We start from the raw sequence: 19,504 nt of genomic DNA, 5'->3' as shown, positions 1-19,504 counted from the left end.
ATTATGGCTATTTCGATGACAACGGCAGCCGCCGATCGGGTACGCAGTTTTTTGCAAAACCGTGGTAAAGGCGTGGGTTTACGGGTGGGTGTAAAAACTACCGGTTGCTCGGGTCTGGCTTATGTACTGGAGTTTGTCGATACGCTTAACGATGATGATCAGGTGTTTGAACAAGACGACCTGAAGCTGATAGTCGACGGCAAAAGCCTGGTGTACATAGATGGCACCCAGCTGGACTTTGTTAAAGAAGGCCTGAATGAAGGTTTTCAGTTTAACAACCCCAACGTTAACGGCGAATGTGGTTGTGGCGAAAGCTTTACTGTTTAAGTGCGTGTTCCAGGTAATTAATTTAAACATCTAAGGGCCGGATGAATTACTTTAAGCTGTTTAACCTGCCGGCGAAGTTCGACCTCGATTTAACTGAGCTGGGGTCGCGCTACCTTAAGCTGCAAAAGCAGTTTCATCCGGATCAGCACAGTAGTGGTTCTGAGCGTGACAAGCTGTTGGCCGTGCAACAAACTGCCAATATTAACGACGCTTATCACAGTTTAAAGCAGCCATTATTGCGGGCAGAACATTTGCTGGCACTGCGCGGTTTAAAAATAAGCCATGAGCAGCGCAGCTTTACTGATCCGCTGTTTTTAATGCAGCAAATGGAACTGCGTGAGCAACTGGCTGAAATAGAGCAAAGTGCAGATCCCGATGCAGTTATTGCCGATATAGAACGCCAGTTGCAGCAACAGAAAAAACAGTTATTGCAGCAGTTAGCCAGTGCCTTAGATACTGAAACTGCTGAGCAGGACCAACTGGCGGCAGACCTTATTCGTAAACTAAAATTCTTCTTCAAGCTGCAGCAAGAGCTGGAGCTGATTGAGCAGCAACTACAAGACTAAACAACACTATGTTATTACAAATCGCAGAGCCCGGACAAAGCGCTGCGCCGCATCAGCACAAGCTGGCGGCCGGTATTGACCTTGGTACCACCAACTCACTGGTGGCAACAGTACGCAGTGGCGAAGCCAAAACATTGGTTAACAGCCAGGGGCGCGATATGTTGCCATCAGTAGTGCGTTATAGCGCTGATAGCGTGGTGGTGGGTGACGCTGCTATGGCCGCAGCAGTAAATGACGCTGAAAATACCATAGTGTCGGTAAAACGGCTGATGGGTAAAGGTTATAACGAAACTCTGGCGCTAAAAGACAAAGTGCCGTATCAGCTTATCGATCAGCAAGGTTTAGTTGCCATTAACACCGTGCAGGGCGTAAAAAATCCGGTGGAAGTATCGGCTGAAATTCTGGCAACGCTGGCCAATACCGCCAGTGAGACTTTAGGTGGCGAATTAAACGGCGTAGTCATTACGGTACCGGCCTATTTTGATGATGCCCAGCGCCAGGCCACTAAAGATGCCGCTAAACTGGCTGGGCTAACTGTAATGCGCCTGCTAAATGAGCCTACCGCAGCAGCACTGGCCTACGGTCTTGATTCCGGCCAGGAAGGTGTGATTGCCGTATATGATTTAGGCGGCGGCACCTTTGATATCTCTATTCTGCGTTTACGCCGCGGTGTGTTTGAAGTACTGGCCACAGGCGGTGATTCTGCCCTTGGCGGTGATGATTTCGACCATGCTATTGTCAGTTATTTGCAGCAACAGACCGGTGAAGCTGAGTTATCGCACCAGGCCATGCGGCAGTATTTAACCACAGCGCGCAATATTAAAGAGCAATTAACCGGCAGTGATACGGTCAGTTTTTCTCTGCCTGTGGCGGGCAGCCAATTTAGCGGCACGCTAAGCAAAGCAGAATTTGAGCAGCTGATAGCACCGCTGGTTAAAAAAACTATTCGCGCTTGCCGCCAGGTGTTGCGTGACGCCGGCTTAACCAGCGACGACATTGTTAAAGTGGTGATGGTTGGCGGTTCTACCCGTGTGCCTTTAGTGCGCAGTGAAGTGGCTGCGTTTTTTGCCACTGAACCGCTTACGTCAATTGATCCGGATAAAGTGGTTGCAATAGGTGCGGCTATTCAGGCCAATGTGCTGGTAGGTAATAAAGCTGAAGGCGATACCCTGCTGCTGGATGTGATCCCGTTATCACTGGGCCTGGAAACCATGGGCGGGTTAACCGAAAAAATTATTCCGCGTAATACCGTTATACCGGTGGCGCGGGCGCAGGAATTTACCACCTTTAAAGATGGCCAGACTGCAATGGCACTGCATGTGGTACAGGGCGAGCGTGAGCTGGTAGAAGACTGCCGTTCTCTGGCGCGCTTTGAACTGCGCGGTATACCGCCGCTGCCAGCCGGTGGTGCCCATATCCGCGTAACCTTTCAGGTAGATGCCGATGGTTTATTAAGTGTAACTGCACAGGAAAAATCCACCGGTGTGCAGGCTAATATTCAGGTTAAACCGTCTTATGGTTTAAGCGATGATCAGGTTGCTACTATGCTAAAAGGCTCCATGCAATATGCGCGGCAGGATATGCAATTGCGGCTATTGCGTGAGCAACAGGTAGAAGCTGAACGAGTGCTTGAAGCCGTGTCACAGGCACTTAAAGCCGATGCGGCTTTGCTAAGTGCGCAGGAGCTGACAACAATTAAGCAGGCGCTGACAACCCTTGCCAGCGTCAAACAAGGCGACGATACCGCTGCTATCAAAGCGGCGATTGAGCACACCAACACATTAACTGATGACTTTGCCGCCAGACGCATGGATAAATCAATCCGTAGTGCGTTAACAGGCCATAACGTGGACGAGGTATAACAGATGCCACAAATCGTATTTTTACCCCATGCCGAGCTGTGTCCCGATGGCGCTGCAGTTGAAGCCAAAGCTGGTGAAACGGTACTGGATGTGGCGCTGCGCAGTGGTATTTCGATAGAGCACGCCTGTGAGAAATCCTGCGCCTGCACTACCTGTCATGTCATTGTGCGCGAAGGTTTTTATTCACTGAATGAAAGCGAAGAACTCGAAGACGATATGCTGGATAAAGCCTGGGGCCTGGAACCGGAATCACGTTTAGGCTGCCAGGCGCGTATAGCCGATGAAGATTTGGTGGTAGAAATTCCAAAGTACACCGTCAATATGGTCAGCGAAGGCCACTAATTTACCTGCTCTGGTAACGAAACGGCCTGCAGGGCCGTTTTTTTATGCCAATAATCTGCGGTTACTCAATAAAACCAGCACTTTACTGGTGAATAGTGAAGCTTGGGCTAGGATCTGAAAGACAACGATAAAAGACGGAGTAACTATGTTAAAAAAATCTCTGATAGCGGCGGCGTTATCAACTTTGTTGGCTGCACCGGCGTACGCCGATTTGACTATAAATGGCTTTGCATCAATTAAAGCCGGTATAACACTGGACAGCGACGACACTCTCTATGGTTATGATGACAGCCTGGACTTTAAAAACGAGAGTTTATTTGCCGTACAGCTAATGTCAGATTTAGGCGAAAAGCTGTCTGTTACGGCTCAGCTAATGGGCCGTGGCGCAGAAGACTTTGATGTTGAATTTGAATGGGCTTTTATCAGTTATCAGCTTACTGACGAAATACGCATTAATGCCGGGCGTTTACGCACACCGTTTTATAAATACTCTGACTTTCGTGATGTAGGGTATGCCTACGACTGGCTGCGGGTGCCGCAAAGTGTTTATGGCTTGGGCTTTGATAATATTGAGGGCATATCTTTTTATCACACTACGCAGTTAGGCAGCTTTGATTCAAACCTGCAGCTGATTGCCGGTGCCTACGACGGCGATGCCACAGTCAGCGGTAATAGTGTTGATGCCGAGATAAAAAACGTACTGGGTGTAGCCTGGGAATTGGGGCGCGACTGGTATAGCCTGCGTGCGGCCTATTTAAGAGGCAAAGTAACGATTGATGCTCAAAGCGCTCAGTTACAACCCGGTGTTACTTTTGGTGATTTTTTCACAGGTTTGTCCGGCGCAGGCTTTGGTGCACTGGTAAACGAGATAGATATTAATGAAGAAGACGGTGCGTTTTTTGGCCTGGGTTTTACCGCCGACAAAAACGACTGGCTGCTGGTGGCGGAATATACCACTGTGAAGGTGGACAACAGTTTTATTGCCGATCAGAAAAATTTCTATGTATCGGTTGGTCATCGTTTTGATGTCATAACGCCATATGTGTCTTATGAGAAAGAAGATAATGAGGCCAAAACGGAAATTTACACTCCTTACCTGGCAACATTGCCACCACAATTGTTAATCCCGGTAGCGGGTATTGTACAAAGCCAGGCCCGTAAAGCCACCACGTATAATCTGGGGTTACGTTACGACTTCCATCCTTCAGCGGCGTTTAAACTACAGTACAGCTCTGAAGATAATAAAATCGCTGATCTGCGTCAGGACGTGCTGGCGTTTGGCGTAGATTTAGTATTTTAAGGAGGCGCCATGCGTACAATTAAAACAGTTTTGTTGCTGGCAACCCTGTTATCCGGTAGTGCTGTTGCAGATATTGCTGTAGTGGTAAACCCGGCTAATACTAATGCGGTGTCGGCAGATGATTTAAACCGCTTGTTTTTAGGCCGGGCCAGCAGCTTTGCTGATGGCAGTAAAGCCACACCACTGAATATGGCAGAAGGCAAAGCGGCACGGGACGAGTTTGACAGTAAAGTGCTGAACCGCTCTGCCGCCCAGCTAAAAGCGTATTGGTCAAAGCTGGTGTTTACCGGTAAGGGCACGCCACCAAAAGAACTGGCCGATGATGCTGCGGTTAAAGCCGCGGTTGCTGCTGACAGCAGTGCTATTGGCTATATCAGTAGCAGTAGTGTTGATAGCAGTGTGAAAGTAGTCGCCAGCTTTTAGCCACCTCATTGTCATAATAAGCCGCGATACTGATGGTTCAATACCTGAGTTCGCGGCTTTTTTGTCAGCAAAAATAGGTTTTTTTTTGCAACTAGCGTATAATTTGCCGCCTTAAATTTGAATCATTCAGTTTAATTACCAACTTAAATCAGGAGCCTGTTATGGCGTTAGAGCGTACTTTTTCAATTATCAAGCCGGATGCTGTTGCCAAGAACGTAATCGGTGCTATTTACAACCGTTTTGAATCTGCCGGTTTACGTATCGTTGCTGCTAAAATGCTACACTTAAGCAAAGAGCAAGCTGAAGGTTTCTACGCTGAACACAGTGCGCGTCCATTCTTTGGTGCTTTAGTGTCTTTTATGACTTCAGGCCCGGTAATGGTGCAAGTTTTGGAAGGTGAAGACGCCGTGCGTAAAAACCGTGAGATCATGGGTGCGACTAACCCGAAAGATGCTTTAGCCGGTACTTTACGTGCTGATTATGCCGCCAGCATCGACGAAAATGCTGTTCACGGTTCAGACGCTGCTGCTTCTGCTGCGCGTGAAATTGCTTACTTCTTCACTGAAGCTGAGCTGTGTGCCCGTACCCGTTAAGCGTTAATCGCCTGCGGTAACGGACTAAGGGGGCAACAGCCCCCTTAGTGCATGTTGGTACAGTGTTTTATGGCTATTGTTTATTGTGGTAAGGAGCGCTCTGCAAATGACTGAGCAGCAAAACAAAATTAATTTACTTGATTTAACCCGTGCACAAATGCAGCAATTTTTCGTCGAAATGGGCGAAAAACCGTTTCGTGCCGATCAGGTAATGAAATGGATTTACCACTTCTGTATCGATGATTTCGATAAGATGAGCAATATCAATAAAGTATTGCGTGAAAAGCTCAAAGCACGCTGTGTTATTGAAGCACCGGTAGTAGTAACACGGCAAGACAGCAGTGACGGCACCATTAAATTTGTGATGGGCTTAAGTGGTGGCCAGGAAGTAGAAACAGTATGGATCCCGGAAAAAGATCGCCGCACTTTGTGTGTGTCGTCGCAGGTGGGTTGTGCACTGGATTGTTCGTTCTGCTCAACGGCGCAGCAAGGCTTTAACCGTAACCTCAGCGTGGCAGAAATCATTGGCCAGGTATGGCGCGTGGCGCAAATTATCGGCAGTTATGGTGATACCGGTGACAAACCAGTAACGAACGTGGTGATGATGGGCATGGGCGAACCTTTGCTGAACCTGAACAACGTGGTGCCAGCAATGGAATTAATGCTGGAAGACTTTGGCTTTGGTTTATCCAAGCGCCGTGTAACCTTAAGTACATCAGGCGTAGTTCCGGCGCTGGACTTACTGCGCGATAAAATTGACGTAGCGCTGGCTATTTCTCTGCATGCACCAAACAATGAGTTGCGTAATGAGCTGGTACCGGTAAACCGTAAATACCCGATGGAAGAATTTTTAGCTGCTTCAAGACGTTATGTAGCGAACTCTAAGGCAAATGATAAGGTCACAGTAGAGTATGTGATGCTGGATGGCGTGAACGACAGTATGGAACAGGCGCATGAATTAGCGCATGCACTGAAAGATACCCCGTCGAAAATTAACCTGATCCCATTTAACCCTTATCCGGGCTCACCATACAAACGGTCAAGCAACTCACGGATTGACAGGTTTAACAAAGTCTTACAAGAATACGGCTTTACTGTTATTGTACGTAAAACCCGCGGCGACGATATTGATGCTGCTTGCGGCCAACTGGTTGGCGATGTGATTGACAGAACAAAACGATTGATCAAAAAGCAACAAAAAGGCCAACCTATAGCAGTAAAAATGCTGCCATAAAGCAAGGAAGGGCGTGTGTTAAAGCAGAAATTTTTCATCGGTGTAACGCTGAGTAGTGTATTGATACTGGCCGGATGTGTGTCAGAGCAGACCTATGTCGGTAGTGATAAGCCGGTGTCAGATCGTTCCTTTGACAATATAGAAGCCGCCCGTACCCGTATTTCGCTTGGTCTTAACTACCTGCGCCGCGGTGACACCTCGCAGGCCAAATATAATCTGGAACGTGCCCGTAGCTTTGCGCCTAATTCCGCTGAAGTATACAGTGCACTGGCCTATTACTATCAGAGCGTTGGTGAAGAAAAACAAGCGGAAGAATATTTTCGCCAGGCTATCCAGAAAGATGCTAATTACGCTGATGCTTACAATAACTACGGCGCTTTTTTATGTCAGTTGCAGCGTTATGACGAAGCTGAGCAGTTGTTGCTAAAAGCGATTAGCCGGCCTGGATATATCCGCGTAGCAGAAAGCTATGAAAACCTGGCTTTATGTAAGTTGCAGCAAAATAACTTCAGTAAAGCTAAAAGCTATCTGGACAACTCCGTCAGCCATAACACTACCCGCATTACCTCGCTGACAATGGCCGCTGGGTTATCCTACGCCATGGGTGATAATCGCGCTGCGAAAAACCAGTTAGACCGCATTTCACGCCTTGGCCGGGTTTCTGCCCGCACAGTATTGCTAGGTTACCTGATTGCTGAAAAAAGTGGTGATCGTGACACAATGCAAAGCGCCGAGCAGTTATTGCTGACACTATACACAGACTCGCCGGAAACCCGGCTATTATTGCAGGGCCGTTTAGCAGACAGCGAGTTTGAACAACTGCGTGAGCGCTATAAAGACAGTCTGATGGCTAATATTGTGTTGCCGGACGACAACGCAAGGCAGCAATTGCCAGCGCAGCCGACAGATAACCCGAAGATGAAAATAGTTAAGCGTAAAACCGCAGAAGCAGATACACCGGTTGCTGCTGTGATTGCGCAAAAGCCAGTTAAAAAGGCCATGCCAGCGCCCACTGTCGCAGCGCCGGCTGTAGCTCCGGCTCAGCCACTGAATAACAGCATCACTGCTATTGCCGGTAGTTTGACGCAAAATAACACTGCGCTGACAACAGCGGCATCACAGCCTGCAAGCTTACCACAGGAAACAACACCGGCGCCGGCGCAAGCCGTTGCTGCTGAAACAGCGCCAGAGCCGGCTGCTACGGCAACCACAGCTGTTGTTGAAGTAAGTCAGGCTGAGACGGAAACTGCAACAGCTACCAGCGCTGCACCGGCTTCGCAAGAAATATCAGAAAGCAGCAGTGCGCCATTTCATATTGTTAAAGAGGCAGAATCCTTGTATGCCATCTCAGTGCAGCATAATATCCGGCTGCCAAGCCTGATGCAGTGGAACCAGCTAACGCCTGCTTCAGTGATTAAAGCCGGACAAAAAATATGGCTGGCTGAGGTTAGTGATGAGCAATTGCAGGCAGCGCAAATTAGCCGCCCACCTGCGGTTGTCCGGCAGGAGATCAGCTCGCCTTATCATCAGGTAGCAAGCGGTGAAACCATGTTTGCTATTTCTTATCGCTATAATATCCGGCTGGACAGGTTTCTCAGCTGGAATAATTTAACCGAGCAAAGCAGGCTTAAGGTTGGCCAGCAAGTGTATATTGTTGATCCGGCCAGTATTGAACAATGAATAAAGAACCCGAAACTGAAACAGTTGCTGAAATCAGCGTAGGCCAATTGCTGCGACAGGCGCGTGAGCAGCGTAAGCTGACCATACAGCAGGTAGCGTTACAGCTGAATCTGAAAGCTGAGCAGGTCGAACGGCTGGAGCAGGATCAACCCGATGGCAAGACACTGGAAACCTTTGCCCGTGGTTATGTACGTGCTTATGGCCGCTTGCTGAAACTACCTGAAACAGAGCTGATGGCTGCACTTAGCCGCCAGACAGGCTCTGTCGCATCGACAACCAAGCCGATGCGTACTTTTTCTAACCGTACCGCTCATCAGGCAACCGAAAACCGTTTTATGTGGCTGACTTATGCCATTATCGTATTGCTATTGGCACTGTTATTTGTCTGGTGGTGGCAAAGCGCGCGTGAAAATACCGCAGATATCAGCAGCATTACCTATGCCAGCCAGCCAACTGAGGCCAGAGCACAGCCCGTATCGCCGCAGTTAACAACAGACACGCCAGCCTCAGATGAACAAGCTGCTGGCATAGGTAATGCTGCTGATAATGCCATCAGCGAGCAGCAACTGAATGAAATGTTGCAGCAACTGGTACCACCATCAGCAGAGCTGGTCCCTGCGGCAGAAGTACCACAGCTGGATACACTGGAAATGCGCTTTAGCGAAAACTGCTGGATAGATGTGGTTGACGCTGACGGCAACCGCGTAGCCTATGGTACTAAGCAGGCAGGTTATATTATGCAGCTTACCGGCACGGCGCCTTTTGTTATTACTTTGGGTAATCCCAGTGTGGTAAAAATTAATTTTAATCAGCAAGCCTTTGATATGTCTGCCTTTCCAGGTGGCAGAGTGGCCAAATTTACTATTCCCGAGTCAGAATAAGCATGTTTGCAGAAAATCCTATTAAACGTCGTCAAAGTACGCAGATCCGGGTGGGTAACGTATTGATTGGTGGTGATGCGCCAATAGCCGTACAGTCTATGACTAACACCCGCACTACCGATGTTGCTGCTACCGTTGCCCAAATTCAGGCTATTGCCAAAGCCGGAGCTGATCTGGTGCGGGTATCGGTACCAACGATGGAAGCTGCGGAAGCCTTTAAGCTGATTAAACAGCAGTCGCCCATTCCGCTGGTGGCAGATATTCATTTTGATTACCGCATTGCGTTAAAAGTCGCCGAATACGGTGTAGATTGTCTGCGGATTAACCCGGGTAATATCGGCCGCGAGGATCGTATCCGCGCCGTAGTAGATTGCGCACGGGATTACAATATCCCGATTCGTATCGGTGTAAATGGTGGCTCGCTTGAAGCCGACATTCAGGAAAAATACGGCGAGCCCACGCCACAGGCACTGGTTGAGTCAGCTATGCGGCATGTCGATATTCTAGACCGGCTGAATTTTGATCAGTTTAAAGTTAGTGTTAAAGCGTCAGATGTATTTCTGGCGGTTGGTGCTTATCGTTTACTGGCACAGCAAATTAAGCAGCCACTGCATTTAGGTATTACCGAAGCTGGCGGTGCCCGTGCCGGGGCCGTAAAGTCAGCTATTGGTCTGGGTATGTTACTGGCCGAAGGTATTGGCGACACATTGCGCATATCGCTGGCGGCAGATCCGGTAGAAGAGGTAAAAGTTGCCTTTGATATTTTAAAATCGCTGCGCATTCGTTCCCGCGGTATCAATTTTATTGCCTGCCCCAGCTGCTCGCGCCAGGAATTTGATGTGATCAAAACCATGAACCAGCTCGAAGAGCGGCTGGAAGATATTACCGAACCTTTAACGGTATCGGTGATAGGCTGTGTGGTAAACGGCCCTGGTGAAGCACTGGTATCTGATTTAGGTGTGGCCGGAGCCAGTAAAAAAAGCGGTTTTTACATTAACGGCCAGCGGCAAAAACTGCGGCTGGACAATGAGCAGGTGGCTGAGCAGCTCGAACAGCAGGTACGTGAATACCTGCAGCAAAAAATTGCGGTGCGTCAGCTGGATTAAGCCGGGCAACAGGCTTGGTGTTTAGTCCTGTTACGCCTATAATCGCGGCTGTTTTTTAACTCAAACCGATGGAAGTTTAATTTTGTCGAAGCAAATTCAGGCCATTCGCGGAATGAACGATTGCCTGCCGCAGGATACTGTAGCCTGGCAATATGTTGAACAAACACTGCGCCAGACAGTGGCCAGCTATGGTTACAGCGAAATTCGCTTTCCTATTGTTGAGATGACTGAGCTGTTTAAGCGCTCAATTGGCGAAGTGACTGACATAGTAGAGAAAGAAATGTACACCTTTGCTGACCGCAATGGTGACAGTTTAACCCTGCGCCCTGAAGGTACTGCCTGCTGTGTGCGGGCCGGTAATGAGCATGGTTTGCTGTACAACCAGGAACAACGGCTGTGGTATACCGGGCCAATGTTTCGCCATGAAAGGCCGCAAAAAGGCCGCTACCGGCAATTTCATCAGTTTGGCCTGGAAGCTTTTGGCATTGCCAGTGCCGACATTGATGCTGAAGTGATTATGCTAAGTGCGCGGCTATGGCAGCAACTGGGGTTAACACCTTATGTAAAGCTGGAGCTGAACTCTCTGGGTTCAAGTGAAGCCCGTGCGGCATATCGTGATGCGCTGGTAGCTTATTTAGAGCAGCATAAAGCGGCGCTGGATGAAGACAGTTTGCGCCGTATGTATAGCAACCCGCTTAGGGTGCTGGACAGTAAAAATCCGGCTCTGGCAGATATATTGGCTGCTGCGCCTAAACTGGCAGATTATCTGGATCAGGATTCAGCAGAGCATTTTGCCCGTTTAAAGCAGTTGCTGACGCAAGCAGGTATTGAGTTTAGTGTAAATCCACGTTTAGTGCGTGGGCTGGATTACTATAACAAAACCGTATTTGAGTGGGTAACCACAGAACTGGGCTCACAAGGTACTGTATGTGCCGGTGGCCGTTACGATGGTTTAGTTGAGCAATTAGGTGGCAAAGCCACGCCAGCGGTCGGTTTTGCCCTGGGGCTGGAGCGGTTGGTGTTATTACTGCAAACACTGCAGTTATTACCCGTATTGCCGGCAGTTGCGGATATTTACCTGATGGCACTTGGCGAACAAGCTGAACTTGCTGTACTTTCTGTTGCCGAAAGGCTGCGTGCCAGCTTGCCGGATAAACGCATTATGGTGCATTGTGGCGGCGGCAACCTGAAAAAACAAATTAAGCGGGCTGATAAATCCGGTGCGGCGATTGGACTGATCATCGGCGAAGATGAACTGGCACGCGGTGAAATCACGGTAAAGTGGTTACGTGAAGACAAACCGCAACAAACAATTTTATTAACAGAACTGGCGAATACGCTGGCCCTTTCAGCATAACGGGCTTTTGACGTAAAACGGAGTAACGCAGTGGAAATTTACAGCAGTGAAGAACAACAGGTAGAAGCAATTAAACGTTTTTGGCATGAGTACGGCAAAGCAATTCTTGCTGGTGTGGTACTGGGCCTGGCAGCGTTATATGGTTTTCGTTACTACCAGGCCGAGCAGCGCAGCACAGCTGAACAGGCTTCAACGGCATTTAACCAGTTACTGCAACAACGTGAAGCTGGCAGCAGTGAAGACTGGCTGACAGAGGCGCAGAGCTTTGTGACGGCCTCTAAAGGCGATAATTACGCAGTGCTGGCTGCATTAATAGCAGCAAAAGAAGCGGTAACAGCTAAAAACTATGATGTGGCAGCACAGCAACTGAACTGGGTACTGGCTAATGCCAAAGAACCGGCAATATTGGCGCTAACCCAGCTGCGACTGGCAAAATTGCAACAGGAGCAGGGCAGCTATGATGCTGCGCTGAAAACCCTGGAGAAAGCCATGCCAGAGAGTTTTGCTTCTTTGCAGGCTGAACTTAAAGGTGACATTCTGGTACTGGCAGAAAAACTGCCTGAGGCGAAAGCTGCCTATCAACAAGCGCTGGCAACTGCAGGACAAAATCAGCAGTTGCTTCAGATCAAGCTGGACGAGCTGGCGCACGTCACTGCAGTGTAAAGAGGTAAGCGTGAAATTACAGTTAAAACAGCTCTTGCTGCTTAGTGCAATTATACTCGCCGGATGTTCCAGCAAAGAAAAGCTGGTACTACCGCCGGTACAGAACAGCATCGATCCTGATGTAGTATGGAGCACCAGCATAGGCTCAGGTGTTGCACATTATGAATCATCATTAACTCCGATGATTGTCGGCGATACCGTATATGCCGCCAGCCGGGAGGGCCTGGTCGCTGCATACAATCTGGACAATGGTAAGCGTAAATGGCAGTTTGATTTACGTAAACCAGCTGGCAGCTCATTCTGGCGTGGCATCAGTGATGTTTGGTCTGGCGACAATGCCCGTATCGCCGGTGGTTTAAGCTACGGTTACGACAAAATCTATTTTGGTACTGAAAACGGCGATGTGGTGGCCTTGTCTGTTGATGGCGAACTGGTGTGGCGCTCAGAAGTAAAAGGCGAAGTGTTGGCCAGGCCTGCCGTAGGTGAAGGGCTGGTGGTGGTGGCGACCGGTGCCGGCACTCTGGTGGCATTGCACCCTGACACTGGCGAAGAGCGCTGGCAGTTTGAGAACGAACAACCTGCGCTTACTCTGCGTGGCGTCAGCGATCCGGTAATTGAGGCCGGTGGCGTAATATACGGCTCTGGTAATGGCCACATTGGCGTACTGATCGCTGAACGCGGCTACCAGGCATGGGAAGAACCGATAGCAGTACCGAAGGGCAGCACTGATTTGTCCCGTCTGGTTGATGTGGATGCACGGCCTTTAGTGATTGGTGGCACAGTGTACAGCATTGCCTTTAATGGTGAACTGGTTGCGCTGGAATTGCGTACCGGCCGTCAGTTGTGGAAGCGCGATTATGCCAGTTTCCGTAATATGACTGTGGCAGGTGATACCTTATATCTGGTAGATTCTGTCGGCCGTATTTATGCGTTGGATGTACGCAGCGGCTCAGAGAAATGGTCACAGTTTGGTCTGAACAAGCATTATCTGACCGGCCCTACCGTATATAAAGACTATCTGGTAATTGGCGATAACAAAGGCAATTTGCATTGGGTTAATCGTCAAACCGGTGACTTTGTTGCGCGCCAGAGTATGAATAGTTCCGGTTTTTACACCGAAGCGGTCAGTAATGGCAGCTATGTGTTGGTGCAAAGCCGCAATGGTAAGCTAGTCTTATTACAAACGCCTTAAACCGTGAACAGCGGTTGAAGTTTTAAACAGGCCTGTACCGGGCCTGTTTTGTTATTTTTGAGGTTCACATAATGTTGCCTGTCGTTGCCCTGGTAGGGCGAGCCAATGTCGGTAAATCGACACTTTTTAACCGCTTAACCCGCACCCGTGATGCGCTGGTAGCAGATTTCCCCGGCCTGACCCGTGACCGTAAATACGGCTCGGTAAAGTATGAAGGGCTGGAATTTATTGTAGTCGATACCGGTGGTATTGATGGCAACGAGCAGGGCATTGAAGTGGAAATGGCGGAGCAGTCGCTTAAAGCCATTGACGAAGCCGACGTGGTGCTGTTTATGGTTGACGCCCGTGTTGGCGCCACCGCAGGTGATGAAGCCATTGCTGCACATATCCGCAAAGTTGAAAAGAAAGTATTTGTAGTTGCCAATAAAACCGATGGCCTGGATGCTGATACCGCCGTGGCCGACTTCTATAGTTTAGGTTTGGGTGAGGTATATGCTATTGCTGCCGCCCATGGCCGTGGTGTGTCGTCGCTGTTAAACCAGGCATTGATTCCATTGTTAAGCGAAGAGCAGCAAAAACGCCTGACTGGTGAAATTGACGAGGCCGAAGGCCCGGTACTGGAAACGCTAACCGAAGAAGAAGCCGATGCCGAAGCGGCACGCCTGCGCAGCGAGCATATTAAGCTGGCTATTGTTGGCCGGCCGAATGTGGGTAAATCAACCTTAACTAACCGTATTCTGGGTGAAGAGCGGGTGGTGGTATTCGATATGCCCGGCACCACGCGTGATGCTATTTATATTCCTATGCAGCGCAACGAGCGCGAATATACGCTGATCGACACCGCCGGTGTGCGCCGTCGTGGCAGAATTGACGATGTGGTAGAGAAATTTTCAGTAGTGAAAACGCTGCAGGCCATTGAAGACGCCAACGTGGTTATTTTAGTGCTGGACGCCCGTTTAGGCATTTCGGATCAGGATTTAAGTATTTTAGGCTTTGTGCTTAATGCTGGCCGCTCACTGGTTATTGCGGTGAATAAATGGGACGGCTTAAATGACAGCATCAAAGAGGAAATAAAGCGCGAGCTGGACCGTCGTTTAGGTTTTATCGATTTCGCCAGGTTGCATTTTATTTCTGCTTTGCATGGCTCGGGTGTAGGCAACCTGTTTGAATCGGTTGAAGAGGCTTTTGACTCCGCCACCAAACGCCACAGCACTGCCTTGTTAACCCGTATTATGAAAATGGCGCAGGAAGATCACCAGCCGCCGTTGGTACATGGCCGGCGGGTAAAACTGAAGTACGCTCATGCCGGTGGTTATAACCCGCCGTTAATTGTAATTCATGGTAATCAGGTAGACGACTTGCCAGATTCCTATAAACGTTATCTGATGAATTACTATCGTAAAGCACTGCAAATGATGGGTACACCCATTCGCATAGAGTTCCGCGAGGGTGAAAACCCGTTTGCCCCAACGAAAAAGAACACTGAAACGCCGCTGCAGAAATACAAACGCGAGCGGTTAATGAAAGCGCGCAAAAAACTGGACCAATAAGGACCAATGGCATGAATTTTCGTTTCCCGGTTATTGTTATCGATGAAGACTTCCGTTCAGAGAATATTTCAGGCTCTGGCATTCGTGATTTAGCCCAGGCTATCAGCAGCCATGGTTTTGAGGTGGTAGGCTACACCAGCTATGTTGATTTAAGTGCTTTTGCCCAGCAGGCCAGCCGTGCTTCGTGCTTTATTTTGTCGATAGACGATGAAGAATTCGGCAGCGGCAGTGCCGACGAAGTGGCGCTGGCGTTAAAAGAGCTGCGTACTTTTATTAAGGAAGTACGCAAGCGCAACGCTGATATTCCTATTTTCCTCTATGGCGAAACCCGCACCACGCGCCACGTACCCAACGACGTACTGCGCGAATTGCACGGTTTTATTCATATGTTTGAAGACACACCGGAGTTTGTCGCCAAGCATATTATCCGCGAAGCAAAAAAGTACCTGGATGCGTTAGCACCGCCGTTTTTTAATGCACTGATGGATTACGCCTCCGACGGCTCATATTCCTGGCACTGCCCTGGCCACTCCGGTGGTGTAGCGTTTTTAAAAAGCCCGGTTGGCCAGATGTTTCACCAGTTCTTTGGTGAAAACATGCTGCGTGCCGACGTGTGTAACGCGGTAGATGAATTAGGCCAACTGCTGGACCACACCGGCCCGGTGGCTGAGAGCGAAGCGAACGCCGCGCGTATTTTCAGCTGCGACCACTTATTCTTTGTTACCAACGGTACTTCCACTTCCAATAAAATGGTCTGGCACTCAGTGGTAGCGCCGGGCGATATCGTGGTGGTAGACCGTAACTGCCATAAATCGATACTGCACTCGATTATTATGACCGGCGCTATTCCGGTGTTTTTAATGCCAACGCGCAACCACTACGGCATTATTGGCCCTATTCCGAAAAGCGAATTTTCGCCAGCAGCTATTGCGAAAAAGATTGAAGCTAACCCCTTTGCCCGCAATGCCAAAAACAAAAAGCCACGTATTTTAACCATTACGCAAAGCACCTACGACGGCATCTTGTATAACGTGGAGGAAATTAAGCAGGAGCTGGGTTCAACCATTGATACACTGCATTTTGATGAAGCCTGGCTGCCGCACGCCAGCTTCCATGATTTCTACAAAAATATGCATGCGATAGGTAAAGACCGGCCACGCTCAGAAGACACCTTAGTGTTTGCTACCCAGTCTACGCACAAGCTATTGGCTGGCTTATCACAGGCTTCACAAATTCTGGTGCAAAACGCGCAAAAGCGCAGCCTGGATACGCACCGCTTTAACGAGTCTTATCTGATGCACAGCTCTACCAGCCCGCAATATGCCATTATTGCCAGCTGCGATGTTGCGGCAGCCATGATGGAAGCGCCGGGTGGCACTGCGCTGGTAGAAGAAAGCTTAATGGAAGCGATTGATTTTCGCCGTGCTATGCGTAAAGTCGATGCTGAATTTGGCGATGACGACTGGTGGTTCCGTGTCTGGGGCCCGGACGAGTTACCGGAAGAGGGTCTGGGTACACGCGATAACTGGACGCTACATGCTAAAGACAGCTGGCATGGTTTTGGCGCTATAGAATCAGGTTTTAATATTCTCGATCCGATTAAAGCCACTATTATTACCCCAGGCTTAAACCTGCACGGTCAGTTTGACGAACAAGGTATACCGGCGGCTATCGTCAGTAAATATCTGGCTGAGCACGGTATTATTATTGAGAAAACCGGCCTGTACTCGTTCTTTATTATGTTTACCATCGGTATTACCAAAGGCCGCTGGAATTCAATGGTAACTGAACTACAGCAGTTTAAAGATGACTACGATCAAAACCAGCCGATGTGGCGCATAATGCCGGAGTTTGCCAAAAAGCATCCGCGCTATGAAAGAGTTGGTTTGCGCGATCTGTGCCAGCAAATTCACAATATGTACCGTAAGTTTGACGTGGCTAAAGTCACCACTGAAATGTATTTGTCGAATATTGAAACCGCCATGACACCAGCCGATGCCTGGGCGAAAATGGCGCACCGCGAAATAGAGCGGGTATCTATTGATGATATTGCAGGCAGAGTAACCGCCATGCTGGTTACGCCATACCCGCCGGGCATACCGCTGATGGTGCCGGGCGAGCGTTTTAATAAAACCATTATTAACTACCTGCAATTTACCCGCGCCTTTAATGGTGCCTTCCCGGGCTTTGAAACCGACGTGCACGGCTTGGTGCGCGAAATGGTAGACGGTGAGCTGAAGTACTTTATTGATGTGGTAAAAGAATAAGTGTTGAGTGCTAAGTTTGTAATGTTGAGTTTTTAGTGCTTAGAAAAACCGGGTTGGTGTTATGCCTTCCCGGTTTTTTATAGCGCGTTACTTTTCAATAAAGGCTTGTTCAATCACGTAGTGGCCCATAGTGCGGGAATTGGCTTTTATAAAGCCGCGCTGATCCAGCATACTCATCAACTGCTGCAACATGGCATCGTTGCCGCATAACATAAATCTGTCGTGCTCAGGGTTAAGGGCTGGCATGCCAATATCTGCCAGTAACTTACCGCTGTCCAGCAGATCGGTAATACGGCCTTGGTGTGGCACGCCATTTCTGACATAGTTTTCCCTTGTCACTGTGGGGTAATAAATCAGTTTTGCGCGAACTTCATCGCCAAAATAAGGGTTGTCTGGTAACACTTGTTCAATTTCATGCTGGTATGCCAGTTCTGAGCGCCATCGTGTGCCATGTACCAGAATAATTTTATCATAGCCTTCATAAATAAAAGGGTCGCGTATGATGCTCATAAAAGGCGCCAGCCCTGTGCCAGTGCTTAATAAATACAAATGTTTACCAGGGATAAGATAGCCGGGTACCAAAGTGCCTGCTGGTTTTACCGTTAGCATAATTTGATCGCCAGCTCTGATATTTTGCAGCCTCGATGTCAGTGCGCCGTCCGGCACCTTAATACTGAAAAACTCAAGCTCTTCCTCATAATGAGGGCTGGCAATACTGTACGCGCGCATTAACGGGCGGCCGCCAACCTCCAACCCAAGCATGACAAACTGGCCGCTTTCAAATCGGAAAGATGATTCCCGCGTTGTTTTAAAGCTAAACAGAGTGTCATTCCAGTGATGAACATCAGTGACAGTGGCATTGATAATATTACGCATAACAGTCCTTACTTAATGGCCCTGAGCGTAATTATGCCATAGTAATTAAAATGATAATAGTTATCATTAACCTGGCGACACGTGCTGCGATCTTTACAGTTGTATTTTTATTAAACATAAATTATACAATAGATGCCATTTAATTTACTGGCAGTAATAAACTCTGATTATTGTAAGCTCAGAGGGCGTTGCGATTATAACCAGTCATTTAATTGTTAGTTGTACTGTCAGCAGTCTGTGGAAGTGAAAGGCCGCATCTGTTGAACCTGCATAATTTAAAGGAGAGAGATGTGAGCCCATCAGTTGATAATCTTAAACCCCCTTTTTATATTACCCCGGAAGAAGAGCTGAAACTGCGTATTCGGGCTGATCAACTTGTGCCATCGCCTGTTATCGCTCCTGCGACGTCATTTGATGATTTCGTCCAGCAATTGATGATCCCTGCAACTGTGATGGAGCTTGCACGTAAAGCCGCCAGCATTCATTTCTCTACCTGGGAAATTGAAGCGATAAGAGCCAGTTTAAATGGCGGTATTCTTAAAAAGATATTAGCAGACAAGTATAAAAAAGATGATTCTCACCCGGCTTATATCCGTGTAGCTTGCACCGGTAAAGGCGATTACGACAGTATGGCGCTCAAACATGACGCAACACTGGCTTCATCAGATGACGCACATAAAGGCGAATTCGGTTCTCCCGTGGTGTTAGAAATATGGCCAGCCGGGCATTATTCTCCAATCCACTCACACGGCAAAACTACAGGTATTATCTATTGCCTTACCGGGCAGATTGAGGTGATGGTTTATGAAAGCCTGGGATGGGATGCAAAGAAACTGGCGTTGCTAACGCTAACACCGGGGCAGTGTGCCTGGCTAAGTGAAGAGCAGTTCCCGGTGCACAAAGTTTTTTGCCCGATGCCTAAAGGCAATTTCGCGGCCACTTTTCATGTATACCTGAACAAAGATGAACTGCCTTTATTAAAGGATAAGCCAAAGCCCGATACGCGCGATCAATTCGACTTTGTTGAAGAAAAAGAGCCGCATAATAAACAGGCCTTTGCCACATATTCTGATCTTTCCTGGAAGATTTTGCGCAAAGAAATGGCTAAATATGCAGCGAAGATGGAAGTCTAAAGCCAGAGCAGCTTGGTAACTTAAGGTAAAACAGAGCTAGAATCTGTCTTGAACAGTGATGCTTCTTAAAAGTGCACTTAAGAGTTGAAATTGTCAGGCAAGTATAAATTGCCCAGGGAGCCTATCAGATGAACCACAAGCTAAATGCTTTT

18 protein-coding genes are annotated in these 19,504 nt (G+C 48.5%); 17 read left to right on the top strand and 1 reads right to left on the bottom strand.

Going from position 1 to position 19,504, the window contains the following annotated elements; genetic code table 11:
- Positions 1–3: 3 nt before the first annotated feature.
- The 16 genes from iscA to J3B89_RS02225 all read left to right on the top strand — a co-directional run bounded on the left by iscA (position 4) and on the right by J3B89_RS02225 (position 17,343).
- The gene (iscA, locus tag J3B89_RS02300; RefSeq protein ID WP_215395888.1) at positions 4–327 is read left to right on the top strand and encodes an iron-sulfur cluster assembly protein IscA; all 324 of its coding nucleotides are present in this window, start codon (positions 4–6) and stop codon (positions 325–327) included.
- Positions 328–368: 41 nt separating this feature from the next.
- Positions 369–893 carry a co-chaperone HscB gene (hscB, locus tag J3B89_RS02295; protein WP_215395887.1) on the top strand — a complete coding sequence of 175 codons (525 nt, stop codon included), beginning with the start codon at positions 369–371 and terminating at the stop codon, positions 891–893.
- An 8-nt stretch (positions 894–901) separates the two neighbouring features.
- The gene (hscA, locus tag J3B89_RS02290) at positions 902–2,755 is read left to right on the top strand and encodes a Fe-S protein assembly chaperone HscA (RefSeq protein ID WP_215395886.1); all 1,854 of its coding nucleotides are present in this window, start codon (positions 902–904) and stop codon (positions 2,753–2,755) included.
- A 3-nt stretch (positions 2,756–2,758) separates the two neighbouring features.
- Positions 2,759–3,097: an ISC system 2Fe-2S type ferredoxin gene (gene fdx, locus J3B89_RS02285; RefSeq protein ID WP_068228343.1), complete on the top strand. Its 339-nt coding sequence runs from the start codon at positions 2,759–2,761 to the stop codon at positions 3,095–3,097.
- 145 nt (positions 3,098–3,242) lie between these two features.
- A complete protein-coding gene (locus J3B89_RS02280) occupies positions 3,243–4,397 on the top strand; it encodes a porin (protein WP_215395885.1) in 1,155 nt (384 codons plus the stop codon).
- 9 nt (positions 4,398–4,406) lie between these two features.
- Entirely contained in the window at positions 4,407–4,820 is a 414-nt protein-coding gene (locus tag J3B89_RS02275) for a phosphate ABC transporter substrate-binding protein (protein ID WP_215395884.1), read from the top strand.
- Positions 4,821–4,981: 161 nt separating this feature from the next.
- Positions 4,982–5,413, top strand: coding sequence for a nucleoside-diphosphate kinase (gene ndk, locus J3B89_RS02270; RefSeq protein ID WP_068228346.1), 432 nt, complete (start codon positions 4,982–4,984; stop codon positions 5,411–5,413).
- A 106-nt stretch (positions 5,414–5,519) separates the two neighbouring features.
- Positions 5,520–6,647 (top strand): dual-specificity RNA methyltransferase RlmN, encoded by a 1,128-nt coding sequence (gene rlmN / locus J3B89_RS02265; protein ID WP_215395883.1) that lies wholly within the window; start codon positions 5,520–5,522, stop codon positions 6,645–6,647.
- A gap of 15 nt (positions 6,648–6,662) precedes the next feature.
- A complete protein-coding gene (gene pilW, locus J3B89_RS02260; RefSeq protein WP_215395882.1) occupies positions 6,663–8,327 on the top strand; it encodes a type IV pilus biogenesis/stability protein PilW in 1,665 nt (554 codons plus the stop codon).
- Positions 8,324–9,208, top strand: coding sequence for a RodZ domain-containing protein (locus J3B89_RS02255; RefSeq protein WP_215395881.1), 885 nt, complete (start codon positions 8,324–8,326; stop codon positions 9,206–9,208). Before pilW ends, J3B89_RS02255 begins: the two co-directional genes overlap by 4 nt.
- Positions 9,209–9,210: 2 nt before the next feature.
- On the top strand, positions 9,211–10,314 hold the full coding sequence (gene ispG / locus J3B89_RS02250; protein WP_215395880.1) for a flavodoxin-dependent (E)-4-hydroxy-3-methylbut-2-enyl-diphosphate synthase: 1,104 nt from the start codon (positions 9,211–9,213) through the stop codon (positions 10,312–10,314).
- Between the two features lie 82 nt (positions 10,315–10,396).
- The gene (gene hisS, locus J3B89_RS02245) at positions 10,397–11,671 is read left to right on the top strand and encodes a histidine--tRNA ligase (RefSeq protein ID WP_215395879.1); all 1,275 of its coding nucleotides are present in this window, start codon (positions 10,397–10,399) and stop codon (positions 11,669–11,671) included.
- 30 nt (positions 11,672–11,701) lie between these two features.
- A complete protein-coding gene (locus J3B89_RS02240) occupies positions 11,702–12,334 on the top strand; it encodes a YfgM family protein (protein WP_215395878.1) in 633 nt (210 codons plus the stop codon).
- A gap of 10 nt (positions 12,335–12,344) precedes the next feature.
- A complete protein-coding gene (gene bamB, locus J3B89_RS02235) occupies positions 12,345–13,526 on the top strand; it encodes an outer membrane protein assembly factor BamB (RefSeq protein ID WP_215395877.1) in 1,182 nt (393 codons plus the stop codon).
- Between the two features lie 71 nt (positions 13,527–13,597).
- On the top strand, positions 13,598–15,076 hold the full coding sequence (gene der / locus J3B89_RS02230) for a ribosome biogenesis GTPase Der (RefSeq protein ID WP_215395876.1): 1,479 nt from the start codon (positions 13,598–13,600) through the stop codon (positions 15,074–15,076).
- An 11-nt stretch (positions 15,077–15,087) separates the two neighbouring features.
- Complete coding sequence (locus J3B89_RS02225) at positions 15,088–17,343, top strand: arginine/lysine/ornithine decarboxylase (RefSeq protein WP_215395875.1); 2,256 nt, start codon at positions 15,088–15,090, stop codon at positions 17,341–17,343.
- 87 nt (positions 17,344–17,430) lie between these two features.
- Here the strand turns inward: J3B89_RS02225 and J3B89_RS02220 are convergent, their stop codons facing one another.
- Positions 17,431–18,219, bottom strand: a complete 789-nt coding sequence (locus J3B89_RS02220) for a ferredoxin--NADP reductase (RefSeq protein ID WP_215395874.1) — start codon at positions 18,217–18,219, stop codon at positions 17,431–17,433.
- A 290-nt stretch (positions 18,220–18,509) separates the two neighbouring features.
- On the opposite strand from J3B89_RS02220, the gene J3B89_RS02215 reads away from it, so the two are divergent.
- Complete coding sequence (locus J3B89_RS02215; RefSeq protein WP_215395873.1) at positions 18,510–19,352, top strand: cupin domain-containing protein; 843 nt, start codon at positions 18,510–18,512, stop codon at positions 19,350–19,352.
- The last annotated feature ends 152 nt before the right edge of the window (positions 19,353–19,504 follow it).

It is taken from the genome of Rheinheimera oceanensis (assembly GCF_018831085.1).
GTDB lineage: Bacteria > Pseudomonadota > Gammaproteobacteria > Enterobacterales > Alteromonadaceae > Alishewanella > Alishewanella oceanensis.
The sequence above is the reverse complement of the archived record's forward strand: the minus strand, read 5'-3'. Positions and strand labels throughout refer to the sequence as shown.